The sequence below is a fragment of the Stenotrophomonas sp. NPDC077420 genome (genome assembly GCF_044543385.1).
Classification (GTDB): Bacteria; Pseudomonadota; Gammaproteobacteria; order Xanthomonadales; family Xanthomonadaceae; genus Stenotrophomonas.
Map to the genome: position 1 here is coordinate 65,698 of NZ_JBITVZ010000004.1, position 16,228 is coordinate 81,925.

Sequence of the window (16,228 nt, forward strand, 5' to 3'; positions counted from 1 at the left end):
GGTGGTTGCGGCTGACGATGAGGAATCCAGCCTGATGCCGGACGACGGCAGTCTACTCAGCTTGCTCGAAGAGACGTTCGGTGCAACAGCGTTGGAAGCGACAGCTCCTGCCCTCGCCAACCCGCAGCACCACCTTGAACTGGCCTGCACGGCGTTGGAGTTTCAGAGATACCTTGCGTCGCCTGCAGCACGGTCGGAATCAGCGCCTCCGATAGGCCTTTCCCCATCGCTCCGTCGCATGGTTGATGTGAAGGCCTTGTCGGAAGGAATCAGCCGATGAGCGGCCCATTTAACGAGGATCTAAGCGGTCGCCTGGAGACCGCGGGTGCGCGCGCATTCCGGCTGCTGAACGGTGGCGACGTCCGCAAGGCTGGCGGGGCGCTTGAGTCCGGCGCATTAGTGGCCGGCGCACCCGATACGCTCGATGCAAGGCGCATTTCCACCGCACTTTTCAACTCCATGCTGACGGAAACTACGCCAATCATGGGGCGCGACCGCGAACAGGAAGCGCTGGACATTGGCGTGGCAATGACCAAGCGTGCTATGTCCGTTTTGACTCGGATGAAGCTCGATGGGCCACGCACGCCTCTGACCATAAGCGACGCGATCGCACTTGAGTCGGTTTTGATGGTGCGCGGGCGCCCTTCACTGCGCGTGCAGGAGGAAGGTATCGAGCCCATTGAATCCGACCGCCATCCTGGGGCCGAGATGTGGAGGGCCGTTCTAACCACATGCGAGCGCAAGCTGCTGCTTACATCAGCCTCGGTGGGTGCCGTGATGGTTCAGTTTGTATTCTCCAATCTTCCGCCGCAGGTCGTCGGCACTGCCTGGGTGGTGGGCGACGGCACACGGGCCATCACTAACCGCCATGTGATCTTTCCACCCGGCGGTTCGGCGCTCGCGCGTCGGCAAGCAGGAGGGGGCGCGCGTATGCGGTCACACATTAACGTATGGGTCGACTTCGCACACAATGGCCCAGGGAAAGCGCCATATCTTCGTCAGGTAATCCATGTTGACGCGGCTACTCTGGATGACGACCCCATCGACGCCGCTGTCCTTCAGCTTGAAACGGCAGGACCTGCTGCGCTGCGCTTGCAGCCCGCAAAGCTGGACGATGCGGAGCTCATTTATGTGGTAGGTCACCCAGGGAAAATGATGCGAGTGCCCCACGATGTAGCATCGGTATTCGGCAACCCAGACGGTGAAAAGCGCATCAGCTTTGGCGAGGCGATGCCCGCCGATCCGAATACGCCACATGACGTGGTGCATGATGGATCCACGATTGGAGGCTTCTCAGGAGGTGCAATGGGAAACCCGCTCTCGGACGACGACTACATACTCGGACTACATTATCTTGGCGGAAGTACTGCGTCCGGTAACAGGGCTCTGCGTGCGCAGCACCTACTCGCCCACCCCTTGCTCGCCGCGCTTGTTTAACCTGAACATGTTTGAATCTCACCGATCCGAAGCGGTCACTTTCTTCCTCGGACTGCCAAGCCATACGCTGGAGCAGTGCGTAGCGGAAGTGGGCCTGTTCTCGCTGGAGAACCTCATCCAGTTGCGCAAGGAGCTACCGGAAGATCCGCTCGCCGCCCGTGTACAGCTTATCGAAACGCTCATCGACAAACACGCAAGCGCCAACGCAGATCGTCAGCTCTTGGACGCCGCTGCGCGCCACGTGCACCTGGATCCACATCAGCAGCTTCGACTCCATCGGCTGCTTGAGGCCATGGTTCCGCATTCGCCCAATGTTGACGCTGCAAAGCAGGCCGCTATAGCTAAGCGCGACCACACGCTTCCGCTTGACCAGATAGGTCGTTTCTTTCAGGAGATTTCTGGCAAGCTATGTCTGGTGGTCGCGGCCGGTCCGGGTACACCGTCGAAGTTGGGGACAGGATTTCTGATTGGTCCGGACCTGATCCTGACCTCTTATCACTTATTGAAAGATCACATTCGCAGCGGCCAGCCTATTGGAATCCCCGGTTCAACTCTATTGGCCGTGTTTGACTACCACGGCACCCTACCATTCGATGTTTTCAGACCGCGACCCGCAGGGACCATCGAGGTGCCATTCGCTGAAGCATGGTTGATTGCACACAGCGAAGACATGCCCGCAGATGGAACCTTCCGCATTCCAACCGACGCACAGCTGTCCCAGCTTCCGCACCGCTTGGATTTCGCCGTGGTTCGCTTGGCCGACAAAGTAGGGCTTCGACCCCGGGTGCCCTCAGGCGGTCCCCGTCGCATGTGGTGCGAGCTTCCAGCTACTCCGCAGGCGCTGCTTGCAGACCAGCACGTCATCATTCCCCAACATCCTCACGGTTGGCCGAGACGGGTAAGCTTTGGAAGATACTGCGTCAAATCAACGGCCTACGACACTTCAAACACCAGGCTTCGGTACGACTGTGAGACCGACCAGGGCACATCCGGCGCCCCGTGCTTCAACGCAGAATTCAAACTTATCGGCATGCACAATGCCACGTTTGCGCCTGACAATAAAGTTGAAGCGAACCAAGCCATCCGCGCGCAGTTGATCACCGATCGGCTCACTGGCGTGATGCACGGCTCAACGCCCATGCCATCCATCCCGCTCTGGAACGTCTCCTCCGACCCAGCCAAGCCTCGCCCCGTATTTGGACGACGGCAGCTGGTGCAGTGGATAGAGGACGCCAGCTGCGACAACGAAACAGCACGCGATACGCGCTGCTATGTAGTCAAGGAGTCTTCTGCCGAGCCTCACGGCGGAACCGGTCTTAGCTTCAGCGCTGAGATACTGCAAGCCGCCAGATCGGGCGCTGGAAGCGAGGAGCCCGTTGTATTACTAGGCGTCGACCAGGAAGTGCCGACCACTGCGGAAGATTTCCTATGCACTTTGGCAAACCACCTTCGCATCGACGCAAGACACATCCTTAAGATGCCGAGCCGGCCGACCGCCTCGGGCGCTGCGGGCCAATTGCGCTCCGATACAGACTTGGACAAAGTCAACAAATGGCTGTGCGATGATCTGCCACAATGGCTGAACGATGGCCTCGGAGCGCCGCTTCAACCTGATGCAACCGATGCAGAAGCGCCTCGCTTCAGGCGTGTCTGGATCGTAGTAGATGGACTGAATCGTCGCCCAATGGATGCCGAAGTGGAGGACCTGATTGCAGGATTGATGAGGGGCGCTGATGATCAGTCCGGTTTCCTGTCGAACCTGACCGGCTTTCGCTGGATGTTTCTAGGGCGCGCGCCCCGGCCGGCGCTGTCGCCCTTGACTATGGTGGAGATACTTCGACCCTCTTCGGTCGGGGAGGAAGATGCGAGACGTATCGTGGAAGCGCTAAGCGATTCCGGCGGATGGTCGGCCGAGAGCACTTTGCTCATCTCTCACGCGCTTGTCGCGCTGGTGACCAATGCGCCGCCACAAGTGATCCCGGCACCGCAGCACCTACAGTATCTTCAGGCTCAGGTATCGGCGGTGATCGTCGGACTTCAGGCACTGCCGAGTGAGGCAACATGAAGCGTAACCAAGACCCGATTGCCGCGATCCTCACGCTTGCCGATGAGCGCGGTCTAAAGCTGGACGAAGGCAAGCTAGAGAAAATCACTCAAGTATTCAGGAACGTTCTTGCTGTCGATCCTGAGCCGATGCACGTTTCTGCACGCCCTTCCGTCAGCTTGGACCATGCTGACCCTGCCACTCATTTTGCTGCAGTCCATGATTCTTTCACCGCGGCTGAGCTCATGGACAGGTTCGGGTACATTCCTAAAGACCTGCTTCAGCAGAGCGATGTTGCCTTCATGGGAGGACGCAGGCGCCTTCGACTTCGAACCGGCGCGAGATCGCTGGTAATTAAGCGCATCAAAAACGCAGCCAATAAAATTGACACATCAGTTATGCCCCGAGTCGCCCCAGTGTCAAGTGGCATTCCCGACGATCCCGTGGACGCCGCAAACACTTGGATCCAACGCCTACTCGCGGGGTATGTTAGCCACTGGGAGGAAGCCAGTGTTAATGAACTGCACTCACTGCTGCAGGCACGGCTGTCCCTGTCTGAGGTCGAGCTGGATGGCCGAGCGGCGACCCCTTCACAGATCCGTGACCGGCTTGCCGAGGCTCGTCTCTACGAGCCTATGCGCTTACTCATCGGCCGAGAGGATGTAACCGGGTACCAGACAAGGGATCGTTTCGTTGGTCGTGTCGCGGAGCTTCGCGCCTTGCGAATCCATGTCGACGCAATTGAATCACAGTCGCTATCCGAGTCAGCGCATCGGAGTATGAGGCGTCTTCGCGATGCCGCACTCCACTCACGTCAACCAGGCGTACTTATGGTGTGTGGCCGAGGCGGAATGGGGAAGTCCGCTCTTGTCGCCAAATTTGTTCTCGATCATGCCCTAAATAGCAATGAAAAGGTTTTGACTCTGCATCTGGACTTCGACAAGTCGGTTCTACAACCCTGTTCCTCCGCACGGATGTTTCTCGAGTGCGTGCGCCAAACGCGCATCCAAGTCCGCGCTGAACGCCGTCCCATGGAGCAATTGGAGCTATTGGAGCAATCAATCAGCGATGGCCTGCTTGCCAATTACTCACCAGAACTGCCAGACCTCTGGAAAACGTTCAGATCGTTACTGGCAAAAACTCTAGGCGAGAATGTGGCAATTCTGGTAGTGCTCGATACGTTCGAGATCATACAGTCGGTGCCAGAACACGTCCATGAAGTTATTCGTTTCTTGGATTCGTTTTCGACGCTGCGACTCCCCCGACTTCGGATCGTCGCGGTTGGCCGCTCGGTGGCTCCAGAACTTCTTCAGGAGAGCGTCCATCGCAACCAAGGCCGCTCAATCACCCTTGAACCACTGAGCGTATTGGAAGGCGAATCCATGGCTGACGCGCTTGGACACGATCTTCTAGGTCGCGCATGGAACCCGGCATGGAGTCGGATGATCGTAGGACGTCGGCGTGACGACGAATCTCGACGGGAGCCACTCAGCATTCGAATCGCGGTAGAGATGATTAAGTCAACGCCTGCAGATTCCCGCCACGCTCTTGCGCAGCAGATGGCCGAGCATCCTTGTGAAGATATGGCGGCATTCGTAGGCGCTCTGTACAGCCGCCGCATACTCAATCATGTGCGTAATACGCATGCACGAAAGCTTGCATGGCCCGGATTGGTATTCCGTCGCATCGACCTGGAACTTCTAGAGACTGTACTTGGACCGCTGTGTGGGATTGCCCCCCAGCATCTTCAAGAGGCGTACCACGCACTCGCCAACGAGGCCTGGATCGTTACTCGGGACGGAGAGGGATTGCGGCACCTGAGCGATCTTCGCAGTCGCACTATTCCATTGATGCGAAGGAATGACCCTACCTTGTTCGCCGCAGTGAACGCCGCAGCGGTGCGCCACTTTGCAGGCCGGCTTGACGGAGATCTCGGGGCACAGGCCGAGTGGTTATATCATCGCCTTCTGTCCGGGGAAGGCTATTCGTCAGTGCAGGGGGATTGGCGCAACAGCATGAGCAGCCTCCTTGCTGATGCCCACAATGACTTCCCCGTTGGATCCGAGGCATGGTGCTTCCTCCAAGCCATGACCGCAACCCGCAAGCTGGCTGCTGATACCATTGCCCGGTTCCCTCCTGCTCTGGTGCTTGAACACGTTGCCATGCAGTGGTCATCACTATCCACTATTGGCCAGCCCAGGCTATCTCCCGTGCTGACTCACATGGATCTGGATGGCATGGCACATGCGGACGTTCCTTCGCATTTGACCAACGTAGATGCTGTGCTCCGGATCAAGACCGGGCGATGGCGTGACATGCCGGAGCTCAACCCATCTGCACGGCTATGGATCGACGCCGCCGGTAGTGCCGAAAGGTACTTGAGAGGGCGCTCGTTGCAGGGATTTTCCGACCTGCGCGGTCCCGCTGCAGCCATCGATCGACGCGGCGGCGTCAAGTCGCTCGAAGCTTTGTGCCTGCTGCAGTGCGAGTACCTACTTGCAGCTTCACCCATAGGCGACCCATCTCCCGAAAGCTCCGCTTTCGAGCAGAGCCTTAGCAAAAACTTGGATCAACTTGTCGACGGCGCCATGGATCAACTCTATCGTGCGTATGCTGCTCTCCGTCACATTCTTCGCCCGGTTGCTGTAGCGTCAGATCAATGCCGAATACCCGCGCTTCGGCTAGTGGCGATAATGGAACGCGGTGCACCAAGGCGAACCTGGTCAGCGCGAGAGGCTCAGGCATTGTTGGGAAGCCGCCTAGGACCCGAACTCGGCAGCCGCCTGAGGCAAGAATCCGAAAGCCAATTCAGGCTCCTTAACCAAGGAGGCTCGCAACTGCCCTTCCTGATTGTCAACAAGCATTGGATCGAACACTTCGACACTGCACTCGGGACGCTGTTGTCAGGTGCATCAGATCGTGATCAATCATCAGATCAAGCCGCCTTGAGAAGGTATGCTGCGGCACGCCATGCTGACTGTCTGGAGCCGCTTGCCTACGCTGCGTTTCGTGCCACACATGGCAAGATTCCCGCTGCGGCGTTGGATCGGATATCGGTGTACACCGCCCCGGAGGGCAGGGCCTTTTCCAATCCATTCACCAGAACCAAGTCTGGTTCCAAGGCAGATGTCATGGACGCGCTCACGCTCGCGGACGAAGCTGGAGATTTGTTCGACATGGCGCAGCTCTTTTTAGATTACGCAGACACCCCGCAAGACGCCGCAGACTTGGATCATGTTCTTTACTGCCTCCGCCTACGAAGACTGTACGCGGGTGAAGGTCTCGTCCAATAGGGCTACGCAGCGCGCCGTTCAGCCACGCCGCCGGTTGATAGGCCTAGTCCTAGTGGGCTTGACGCTCTGGATGCGGGTTTGGCTGCTGGCAAACTGGCCAACATGAGGATCAAAGGGCGCGACCGGGCGCGGCCGGCGGGGTCGGTTGACCCTGGTCAAGCGCATGTCGACCAGCAGGCGTGAGATCAACATCGCCGTCCTCGGCCTGTACCGCCAATCCTGCAGTAACCGCCCACGTGGCGTCTTCGGCTGAAACGGGATCTGTGGCGTGGATCGCGCGCAGGACATCGAGCTGGTGATCGGTAATGGACATGGCCAAGCTTCCGGTTGTAGTGCATCGACTCTAGCAAGCCGAACGTGAAACGCCGGAGTACGTCATTCAACACCGAGGCTGTTGGTGGCGGATGACCCTGCCTGAGCAACAACTATGCGGTGTGCACGCCAGTGCAGGGAAGCGTGGCGTACCGCCAGGCCACCGAGGAGCGCAAGTGCGCGAGCAGGTGGTCAAGAAACACGCGGACCCGGGGCGCCACCTGCTTGCCCGACCCGTGCACCGCGCTGAGCGGCGAGGTAGCCAAGGCTAAATGCGGGAGCACCTCGACAAGATGGCCTGACTGCAGGTCATCGGCCACGTCCCAGATCGACTTGCGCGCAATCCCAGCGCCGTGCAATGCCATCAATTGCGCGGCTTCGCCGTCATCGCACACCGTCGATGCGTCGATGGGCATTGCCAGATGGCCGTCCGGGCCGGCGAACACCCACTGCGACACGGGCGGATTTCCCGACGCAATGCAATCATGCCCGCGCAGATCCTCTATGCACGTTGGCACCCCACGCATGCGCAGATACTCCGGCGAGGCGCACAGGATCCGACGATTGGGCGCCAGCTGCCGGGCCATCAGCCGCGAATCGTCCAGTGCGCCATAGCGGATGGCCAGCTCAACGCCCTCGCCCACCAGATCGACCAGCTCATCCCGCAATGACAGGTGGACCCGGACACCAGGATGCTCAACCTGGAAGCTGCGCACCGCTGGCACGATGTGGCGCCGTCCGAATCCGTGGGGCGCCGTGAGCTTGAGTACGCCGGCTACCGCCGATTGGCGCTCTTCAAGGGCCGACTCGGCCGCTTCCACCGCCTCGAGCACGCGCCGGCAATGTTCATGGAACAACACGCCATCGTCGGTCAACGACGCGCGCCGCGTGCTGCGGTTGAGCAGCCTCACCTGCAGCCGTGCTTCCAGCGCGGTCAGCCGCTTGCTCACCACGGCCAGGGAAACGCCGAGCTCACGTGCCGCGGCCGAAAGGCTGCCGCCGAAGACGATGCGGTCGAAGGTACGCAGCTCGCCTAGGTCATCGATCACTTCGATTCTTTCCTTTCAGGCAACAGCGCCTTTCCCAGTGTGCCATTCCCGAATGGGTCAGGCTTTCACACAATGAGGCGGTTCATCCAGCCACCCCCCACAGGTAGCCACCCCCATGAAAGACGAGGACCAGAGCCGGCCGACGTTGACCCGTCGCCGTTTCTTCCAGGGCCTGACCCTGATTCCGGTTGCCGCCGCGCTTCCCGGCTGCGCGCCCAGCGCCCCCCCCGACAGCAGTGCCACCGCTGCGGCACCGGGCAAGGACTACACCCCCGAATTCTTCAACGCGGCCGAATGGGCGTTCATCACCGCCGCCTGCGACCGCCTGATTCCGTCGGATGCGACCGGGCCGGGCGCGGTGGAATCGGGCGTGCCCGAGTTCCTCGACCGCCACATGCAGACCCCGTATGCCGCCGGCGCCATCTGGTACATGCAGGGACCCTTCCTGGAAGCGCCCAGCGAGTTCGGCTACCAGGGCAAGCTGGCCCTTCGTGACATCCTGAAGGTCGGCATCGATGCGTTCGACGCGCATTGCCGCAGCCAGTTCGACGGCAAGACCTTCGCCCAGCTCAGCCACGAACAGCAGGAAACCCTGCTCAAGGCGGCCGAGGGCGGCAAGCTGGAACTGGAGACGATCTCCAGCAAGCTGTTCTTCTCCAACCTGCTGGGCGAGGTGAAGAACGGTTACTTCGCTGATCCCAAGTACGGCGCCAACAAGGACATGGGCGCCTGGAAAATGATCGGCTACCCGGGCATGCGCGCGGACTACATCGATTGGATCGGCGTGCGCGACAAGGGCTACCCGCTGCCGCCGGTGGACCTGGCCGGACGGAGGGGCTGAGCGATGGCCATCACGAAACCGAAAGTCGACGCGGTCATCGTCGGCATGGGCTGGACCGGGGCGATCCTGGCCAAGGAACTCACCGACGCCGGCCTGCACGTTGTCGCGCTGGAGCGCGGCGGCGACCGCGATACGCAGCCCGACTTCGCCTACCCGAAGGTGGTGGATGAGCTGGAAGGCTCGGTGCACCGCAAATACCTGCAGAGCCTCAACCAGGAAACGGTAACGATCCGGCATTCAATCGCCGACACCGCCGTGCCCTACCGCCAGATGGGCTCGTTCAAGCCCGGCACCGGCGTGGGCGGCGCAGGCAGCCACTGGTCCGGCGCGCATTTCCGGCCGTTGCCGGAAGACCTGCAGCTGCGCACCAATGTCGAACAGCGCTATGGCAAGGCGTTCATTCCCGCGGACATGACCATCCAGGATTTCCCGCTGACCTATGCCGAGCTGGAGCCGCACCTGAACATGTTCGAGCTGGTGTGCGGCACGTCCGGCAAGGCCGGCGTGATCAATGGCGTGGTGCAGGAAGGGGGCAACCCGTTCGAGGGCTCGCGTTCGCGCGAATACCCGTTGGGGCCCAATCCGAATTACCTCGGCGGCGAGCTGTTCTACAAGGCCGCCAAGGAAATGGGCTGGCATCCCTACCCGATCCCGGCGTCCAACGCCTCGGGCCCGTATGTGAACCCGTACGGCTGCCAGCTGGGGCCGTGCAATGCCTGTGGCTTCTGCAGCGACTACGGCTGCCTCAACTACTCCAAGGCCAGCCCGAACGCCTGCATCCTGCCGGTGCTGCGCCAGCGTCCCACATTCGAATTGCGCACCCATTCGCAGGTGCTCAAGGTGAACCTGGACAGCAGCAGCAGCAAGGCCACCGGGGTCACCTACCTGGACGCGCAGGGCCGTGAAGTGGAGCAGCCTGCCGACATGGTGCTGCTGTGCGCGTTCCAGCTGTACAACGTGCACCTGATGCTGGTCTCCGGCATCGGCGAAGCCTACGACCCGCAGACCAACACCGGCACCGTGGGCCGCAATTACTCGTACCAGAACCTCAACCGGGTGGTGCTGTTCTTCGACAAGGACGTGCAGGCCAACGGCTTCATCGGCATCGGTGGCGCCGGCACCACCATGGACGACCTCAACGGCAACCAGCTGGACAACGCCAAGGCCGGCTTCGTCGGCGGCGGCCTGGTGTGGGCGCGTCAGCCCGGCGCCGGCCCGGTGCGCGGCATCAACGTACCCTCCGGCACCCCGAGCTGGGGCGCGGCGTGGAAGAAGGCGGCGGCCGACAACTTCCGCCACAACTTCTATTACGAGGTACAGGGGGCGTGCATGTCGTATCGCCAGCACTACCTGAGCCTGGATCCCAACTACAAGGACTCCTTCGGCCGCCCGCTGTTGCGCATGACCTTCGACTGGCACCCGAACGAGATCAAGGCCTCGCAGTTCTTCGTCGACCAGGCCATGCAGATGAGCCGCACGCTCAATCCGCTGTCGATGAGCGGCGATGCCAAGAAGGACGGTGAGCACTACAACATCACCAAGTACCAGAGCACGCACACCTGCGGCGGCGCGATCATGGGCGCGGACCCGAAGACCTCGGCCCTGAACCGTTACCTGCAGAGCTGGGACGTGTCGAACGTGTTCGTGATCGGCGCCAACGCCTTCCCGCAGAACAACGGCTACAACCCGACCGGGCTGGTCGGCGGGCTGGCGTACTGGGCGGCCAAGGCCATCCGCGAGAAGTACCTGCCCGATCCGGGCCCGCTGGTCCAGGCTTGAGGAGGCGCGCATGAAAAAGCTTCTTCTCTGGATCGTGGTCATCGGCCTGGTGGTCCTGCTTGCGGCCCTGGCCTATGCGTTCATTCCCACTAAAACCCGCGTACTGGCCGACGGACCCGCACCCGATGCGGCCCTGATCGAGCGCGGCCGTTACCTGGCGGCAGCCGGCGACTGCACCGCCTGCCATACCAAGCCAGGCGGCAAGCCGTTCGCCGGTGGGCTGCCGGTGGCCTCGCCGCTGGGCAACATCTACAGCACCAACATCACCCCGGACAAGGACACCGGGATCGGCGCGTACTCGCTGGACGACTTCGACCGCGCGGTCCGGCACGGCATCGCGCCCGACGGCCGCACGCTGTACCCGGCCATGCCCTATCCGTCCTACGCGCGGATCAGCGACGACGACGTGCGCGCGCTGCACGCGTACTTCCTGCACGGCGACATCGCCCCGGTGCGGCAGGACAACCGGGCCGTGGACATCACCTGGCCGCTGTCGATGCGCTGGCCGCTGGCGATCTGGCGCAAGACCTTCGCGCCGGAAGCCGACGCGGTGGCGTTCGATCCCGGCAGGTACAGCAACCCGCAGCTGGCACGCGGCGCTTATCTCGTCCAGGGGCTCGGTCACTGCGGCAGTTGCCATACCCCGCGCGGCTTCGCGCTGCAGGAAAAGGCGCTGGACGAGTCCAGCCCGGCGTATCTGTCCGGCGGTCAGGTGATCGACGGCTGGAATGCGGTGAACCTGCGCGGCAACGCGGCCGACGGGCTGGGCCGCTGGTCGGAGCAGGACATCGTGGACACCCTGCGCACCGCCCGCAACGCGCACAGCGCGGTGGTGGGCACGCCGATGGCCGACGTGGTCACCCACAGCACGCAGAAGCTCACCGACGAGGACCTGAAGGCCATCGCGGTGTACCTCAAGCAGCTGCCGGCCAGCCCGCATGATCCGTCCACGTACACCGCCAGCGACGCCACCGCGCGCAAACTGCAGACCGGCATCAACGACAGCCGCGGCGCCGAACTGTTCGTCGACAACTGCGCGGCCTGCCATCGCACCGATGCCAAGGGCTACACGGACGTTTTCCCGGCCATCGCGGGCAACCCCACGGTGCTGGCCGACGATCCCACTTCGGTGATCCGCCTGCTGCTGGCGGGCAGTGAACTGCCCTCCACCGCGCAGCGCCCCTCCAACCTGGGCATGCCCGGGTTTGCCGAACGCCTGTCGGACCAGGAGATTGCGCAGCTGGCGACCTTCATCCGGCAGGACTTCGGCAACCAGGCCGGGGCGGTCAGCGCCGACCAGGCGAAGAAGGTCCGCCAGCACCTGCAGGACGAGGCCAAGGCGGCCAAGGACGCGCACGACCCGACCGCCGCCCAGGGTGGCGAGGACGCCGAATAGGCCAGCGGTTCAGGCCCCGCCTGCACGAAACCCCCGGATCGGGGAGAATAGCGGCCCTCCGAGCGCCCCTGCCCTGCAACGGCAGGGGCGGCTCCCTCGCGGTTGACGGCCTTGCCGGCCGCCCTCCCGCCGCTACCTCCGGATCCAACGTGAACGCCATCGCTTCTTCTCCCGCCGACGCCCTGCCCCAGGACGAGCTGCCCCTGACCGACCGCCTGCGCGCCGCGCTGGACCTGCTGGAGGCGATCGAGGCCGACCGCGCCGTGCTGGATACGCTTCCGGAAGCCGAGCGCGTGCGTTTCCACCAGGTCGTGGCCAGGGTCTACCACCCCGAACCGAAGGAACGTCGGCAGAAGCTGAAGCAGCAGGCAAAGGTTCGCCTGCAGCAGGAGAAGGTGCGCAAGGCCGAAGCGCTGCTGGACCAGACCGGCATCCGTACCCTGCGCCGCAAGCCGGTGTTCACCACCCCGAACTACTTCCCGCCGCATGCGCCCGGCCTGCACGATGCGCGCAACGGCGAGGGCGAGGCCGCCACGCCCGAACCGGTGCATTCGGAAGAAGTGCGGCACTGCTATGTGTGCAAGCAGAAGTTCACCCTGCTGCATCATTTCTACGACCAGATGTGCACGACGTGTGCGGATCTGAACTTCTTCAAGCGCACCGAGACCGCCGATCTTCGTGGCCGGGTGGCGCTGCTGACCGGCGGTCGGGTCAAGATTGGTTACCAGGCTGGCCTGAAACTGCTGCGCGCCGGCGCCGAGCTGATCGTGACCACGCGCTTCCCGCGCGATTCGGCGGCGCGCTATGCCGAGGAGCCGGACTTCGCCGAATGGGGCCATCGCCTGCAGGTGTACGGGCTGGACCTGCGTCACACGCCGAGCGTGGAAGCGTTCTGCAACGAGCTGCTGGCCACGCGCACGCGGCTGGACTTCATCATCAACAATGCCTGCCAGACCGTACGCCGTCCGCCGCAGTTCTACGCGCACATGATGGCCGGCGAAACCGCCGCGCTGCACGAGGTGCCGGAGACGATCCGCAGGCTGGTGGGCCAGTACGAAGGCCTGCGCAGCCCGGAGATGCTGGCGCTGGGTTCGGACGCGGCAGTACCGGCGCTGCAGGACGGCCTGGTCGGCGCCGACGGCCTGACCCGTGCCGCCGAGCTGTCGCAGGTGCCGCTGCTGGCCGATGAGCTGCTGGGCCAGCAGCACCTGTTCCCGGAAGGCCGGCTGGACCAGGACCTGCAACAGGTGGACCTGCGTGGGCGCAACTCCTGGCGCCTGCTGATGGCCGAAGTGCCGTCGGTGGAGCTGCTGGAGACGCAGCTGGTCAACGCCATCGCCCCCTTCATCATCAATGCGCGGCTGAAGCCGCTGATGCTGCGCACGCCGGAGCGCGACAAGCACATCGTCAATGTGTCGGCGATGGAAGGCCAGTTCTACCGCAACTTCAAGACCACCCGCCACCCGCACACCAACATGGCCAAGGCCGCGTTGAACATGATGACGCGCACCTCGGCGGCCGACTACCAGAACGACGGCATCCACATGAATTCCGTGGATACCGGCTGGGTGACCGACGAGGATCCGGCAGAGATCGCCGCGCGCAAGGTTGTCGAAGAGCGCTTCCACCCGCCGCTGGACATCGTCGACGGCGCCGCGCGCATCGTCGACCCGATCATCCACGGCGCGAACACCGGCAACCACGTGTGGGGCCAGTTCCTCAAGGATTACGCCCCCACCGACTGGTGAGGCCGTTTCCGCGGTGAGCACGGAACGTCCGCGAACGCGGTAGCGCCGGCCGTTGGCCGGCCCTCGCGGACCTTCATCGCCCGATAGACATCCCCTGCAGGCCGGCCAACGGCCGGCGCTACCGCGTACGTGTCCGAATGTGTCACATGCGAATGATTCGTGATAGCATTGTGAACGATTTCAGAATCACCACACGGACGTCCCAGCCATCGCCAGCGGACCCTCTTTTCCAGGAGTTTGCTCGATGCGCGTTGCACCCCCCACGCTTGCCCGTTCCCTGGCCGCACTGACTGCGGCCATCGCCTTGGCCCTGTCCCCACAGGCCCGCGCCAGCGGCGACGCCGCGGCCGACGCCAAGGACTTCGACACCGTAGTAGTCACCGCCACCGGCGCCCAGCAGTGGATCAAGGACGCGCCGGCCAGCATCAGCGTGATCACCCGCCAGGAGATCGAGCGCAAGCCGGTCTCCAGCATTGGCCAGCTGCTGAGCACCGTGCCGGGCGTGACCGGGGGTTATGCCCTCTCCGGCGCACAGTCGAAGATCCGCCTGCGCGGGTTGCCGGAGCAGTACACGCTGATCCTCATCGATGGCCGCCGCCAGGGCAATTCGTCCGGCGTGAACTACCGCGACGACCTCGGCCCGCAGGATCTGAACTGGCTGTCGCCGGACATGATCGAACGTATTGAAGTGGTGCGCGGGCCGATGTCGTCCCTGTACGGCTCCGACGCCATGGGCGGCGTGATCAACATCATCACCCGCAAGATCGCGCCCGAATGGGGCGGCTCGGTGACCTACAACTACAGCAAGCCGGACTCGTCCACGCGCGGCAACACCACCCAGATGGGCGGGCTGTTCAGCGGCCCGCTCACCGACAGCCTGGGCCTGCGCGTCGGTGCCAACGTCACCGATCGCGAATCCGACCGTGGCCGCGGCCAGACCCCGGGTACCAAGGCCGAGAATGCCAACGCGCTGCTCAACTGGGCCATCAACGGCGACCACACGTTGGGCTTCGAGGCCACCCATGGCACGCAGCGCAACCGCGGTGGCGGCGATGTCGGCGCATGGGGCCTGTCAAAGCTGGTGCACACCGGCTACGTGGTCACCCACGACGGCCGCTACGGCGATGCCAGCACCTCCAAGTCCACCGTCACCCAGAACGATTACGAGGACAAGGGCAGCCAGGTCGGCAACCACGCCAAGGAGACCGTGTTCGATACCGCCTTCGCCACCGGCTTCCACCTCGGCTTCGAGCACCGCTTGAACGTGGGTGGCCAGTGGAAGCGCGAGGAGCTGCAGAACACCGACACCATCGGTACCGTGCCGGTGACCTGGAGCGGCAGCGGTCGTATCAGCCCGACCAACGAGGCCGACTCGTGGGCCCTGTTCGCCGAAGACCACATCACCCTGCATGAGCGCTTCACCCTCACCTTGGGGCTGCGCTGGGACAACACCGAGAACTACGACGACAACCTTAGCCCGCGCATCTACGGCGTGTGGCACCCGTCGGACGACTGGACCGTGCGTGGCGGCGTGTCGCAGGGCTTCCGGGCGCCGAACCTCAAGCAGGGCAGCGCCGGTGCGGCCACGCAGTCGGGCGGCAACGGTTGCCGCAGCCTCACCGTGGAAGGCTGGACCAACCGCCTGGTGAGTGCCGATGGGACCACCGGCTGCTACATGGCCGGCAACCCGAACCTCGAGCCGGAAACCAGCACCAACTACGAGCTGGGCGTCGGCTTCGATCGCGGTGGCTGGTCGGCCTCGGCCACGTACTTCCTGACCGATTTCGACGACAAGATCGAACAGGTGCCGCTGCGCGACCTGCCCGGCTACGACAGCAGCTTCGTCAACGGGTTCTGGTGGACGGTGGCGCAGAACATCCAGGAGGCGCGCACCCGCGGCGTGGAGGCCAGCGTGACCGTGCCCCTGCACGCGCGCCTGCGCTGGACCACCAACGCCACGCGCATGCTGGAATCGAAGAACCGCACCACCGGGGCAAACCTGCTGGTAGTGCCGAAGCTCACCGCCAACACCTCGCTGGACTGGCAGGTGACCGATGCCTGGTCGCTCAACCTGAGCGCGCAGCACATCGGCGAGCAGCTGGTGTCCAGCACCAGCGCGACCTTCGCCAAGGCCTACACGACGTGGGACCTGGTGACCGGGTTCGACGTCAACGAGAACCTGACCCTGCGCGCCGGCGTGTTGAACGCCGGCGACGTGTCGACCATCGATGAAGGCAACAATTACGACGGTGGTGCGCGCACGTTCTTCGTGGGGGCCACCGCGCGGTTCTGATGATGGCGGGGGCGCGCGACCCAGACTACTTCACGC

At 63.1% G+C, this 16,228-nt stretch carries 10 protein-coding genes; 8 read left to right on the forward strand and 2 right to left on the reverse strand.

Annotated elements, in window-relative coordinates; genetic code table 11:
• Positions 1-276: 276 nt before the first annotated feature.
• Genes ACIGII_RS05320 through ACIGII_RS05330 form a run of 3 tightly spaced genes read left to right on the forward strand, consistent with a single transcriptional unit; the run spans position 277 to position 6,774 of the window.
• Positions 277-1,437, forward strand: a complete 1,161-nt coding sequence (locus ACIGII_RS05320; RefSeq protein WP_399634601.1) for a trypsin-like serine peptidase — start codon at positions 277-279, stop codon at positions 1,435-1,437.
• Entirely contained in the window at positions 1,430-3,502 is a 2,073-nt protein-coding gene (locus ACIGII_RS05325) for a trypsin-like serine peptidase (protein WP_399634599.1), read from the forward strand. The genes ACIGII_RS05320 and ACIGII_RS05325 overlap by 8 nt, the downstream gene beginning before the upstream one ends.
• Positions 3,499-6,774, forward strand: coding sequence for a hypothetical protein (locus ACIGII_RS05330; RefSeq protein ID WP_399634598.1), 3,276 nt, complete (start codon positions 3,499-3,501; stop codon positions 6,772-6,774). Before ACIGII_RS05325 ends, ACIGII_RS05330 begins: the two co-directional genes overlap by 4 nt.
• A 109-nt stretch (positions 6,775-6,883) precedes the next feature.
• Here ACIGII_RS05330 and ACIGII_RS05335 read toward each other — a convergent pair whose 3' ends face one another.
• Together ACIGII_RS05335 and ACIGII_RS05340 are read right to left on the reverse strand one after the other, a co-directional pair.
• Positions 6,884-7,087: a hypothetical protein gene (locus ACIGII_RS05335; protein ID WP_399634596.1), complete on the reverse strand. Its 204-nt coding sequence runs from the start codon at positions 7,085-7,087 to the stop codon at positions 6,884-6,886.
• Positions 7,088-7,199: 112 nt separating this feature from the next.
• Positions 7,200-8,135, reverse strand: a complete 936-nt coding sequence (locus tag ACIGII_RS05340) for a LysR family transcriptional regulator (RefSeq protein WP_399634594.1) — start codon at positions 8,133-8,135, stop codon at positions 7,200-7,202.
• A 115-nt stretch (positions 8,136-8,250) separates the two neighbouring features.
• Between ACIGII_RS05340 and ACIGII_RS05345 the strand changes: the two genes are divergently transcribed.
• The 5 genes from ACIGII_RS05345 to ACIGII_RS05365 all read left to right on the forward strand — a co-directional run bounded on the left by ACIGII_RS05345 (position 8,251) and on the right by ACIGII_RS05365 (position 16,192).
• Positions 8,251-8,976, forward strand: a complete 726-nt coding sequence (locus ACIGII_RS05345) for a gluconate 2-dehydrogenase subunit 3 family protein (RefSeq protein WP_399634592.1) — start codon at positions 8,251-8,253, stop codon at positions 8,974-8,976.
• 3 nt (positions 8,977-8,979) lie between these two features.
• Entirely contained in the window at positions 8,980-10,755 is a 1,776-nt protein-coding gene (locus tag ACIGII_RS05350; RefSeq protein WP_399634590.1) for a GMC family oxidoreductase, read from the forward strand.
• 10 nt (positions 10,756-10,765) lie between these two features.
• A complete protein-coding gene (locus tag ACIGII_RS05355; RefSeq protein ID WP_399634588.1) occupies positions 10,766-12,151 on the forward strand; it encodes a c-type cytochrome in 1,386 nt (461 codons plus the stop codon).
• 149 nt (positions 12,152-12,300) lie between these two features.
• Complete coding sequence (locus tag ACIGII_RS05360; RefSeq protein WP_399634587.1) at positions 12,301-13,899, forward strand: SDR family NAD(P)-dependent oxidoreductase; 1,599 nt, start codon at positions 12,301-12,303, stop codon at positions 13,897-13,899.
• Positions 13,900-14,143: 244 nt separating this feature from the next.
• Positions 14,144-16,192, forward strand: coding sequence for a TonB-dependent receptor domain-containing protein (locus ACIGII_RS05365; protein WP_399634585.1), 2,049 nt, complete (start codon positions 14,144-14,146; stop codon positions 16,190-16,192).
• The last annotated feature ends 36 nt before the right edge of the window (positions 16,193-16,228 follow it).

Bases quoted from the DNA above. Each gene is read 5' to 3' on its own strand.
- ACIGII_RS05365 (WP_399634585.1), top strand. From the start codon at position 14,144: ATGCGCGTTGCACCCCCCACGCTTGCCCGTTCCCTGGCCGCACTGACT.
- ACIGII_RS05335 (WP_399634596.1), bottom strand. From the start codon at position 7,087: ATGTCCATTACCGATCACCAGCTCGATGTCCTGCGCGCGATCCACGCC.
- ACIGII_RS05320 (WP_399634601.1), top strand. From the start codon at position 277: ATGAGCGGCCCATTTAACGAGGATCTAAGCGGTCGCCTGGAGACCGCG.
- ACIGII_RS05345 (WP_399634592.1), top strand. From the start codon at position 8,251: ATGAAAGACGAGGACCAGAGCCGGCCGACGTTGACCCGTCGCCGTTTC.
- ACIGII_RS05355 (WP_399634588.1), top strand. From the start codon at position 10,766: ATGAAAAAGCTTCTTCTCTGGATCGTGGTCATCGGCCTGGTGGTCCTG.
- ACIGII_RS05350 (WP_399634590.1), top strand. From the start codon at position 8,980: ATGGCCATCACGAAACCGAAAGTCGACGCGGTCATCGTCGGCATGGGC.
- ACIGII_RS05330 (WP_399634598.1), top strand. From the start codon at position 3,499: ATGAAGCGTAACCAAGACCCGATTGCCGCGATCCTCACGCTTGCCGAT.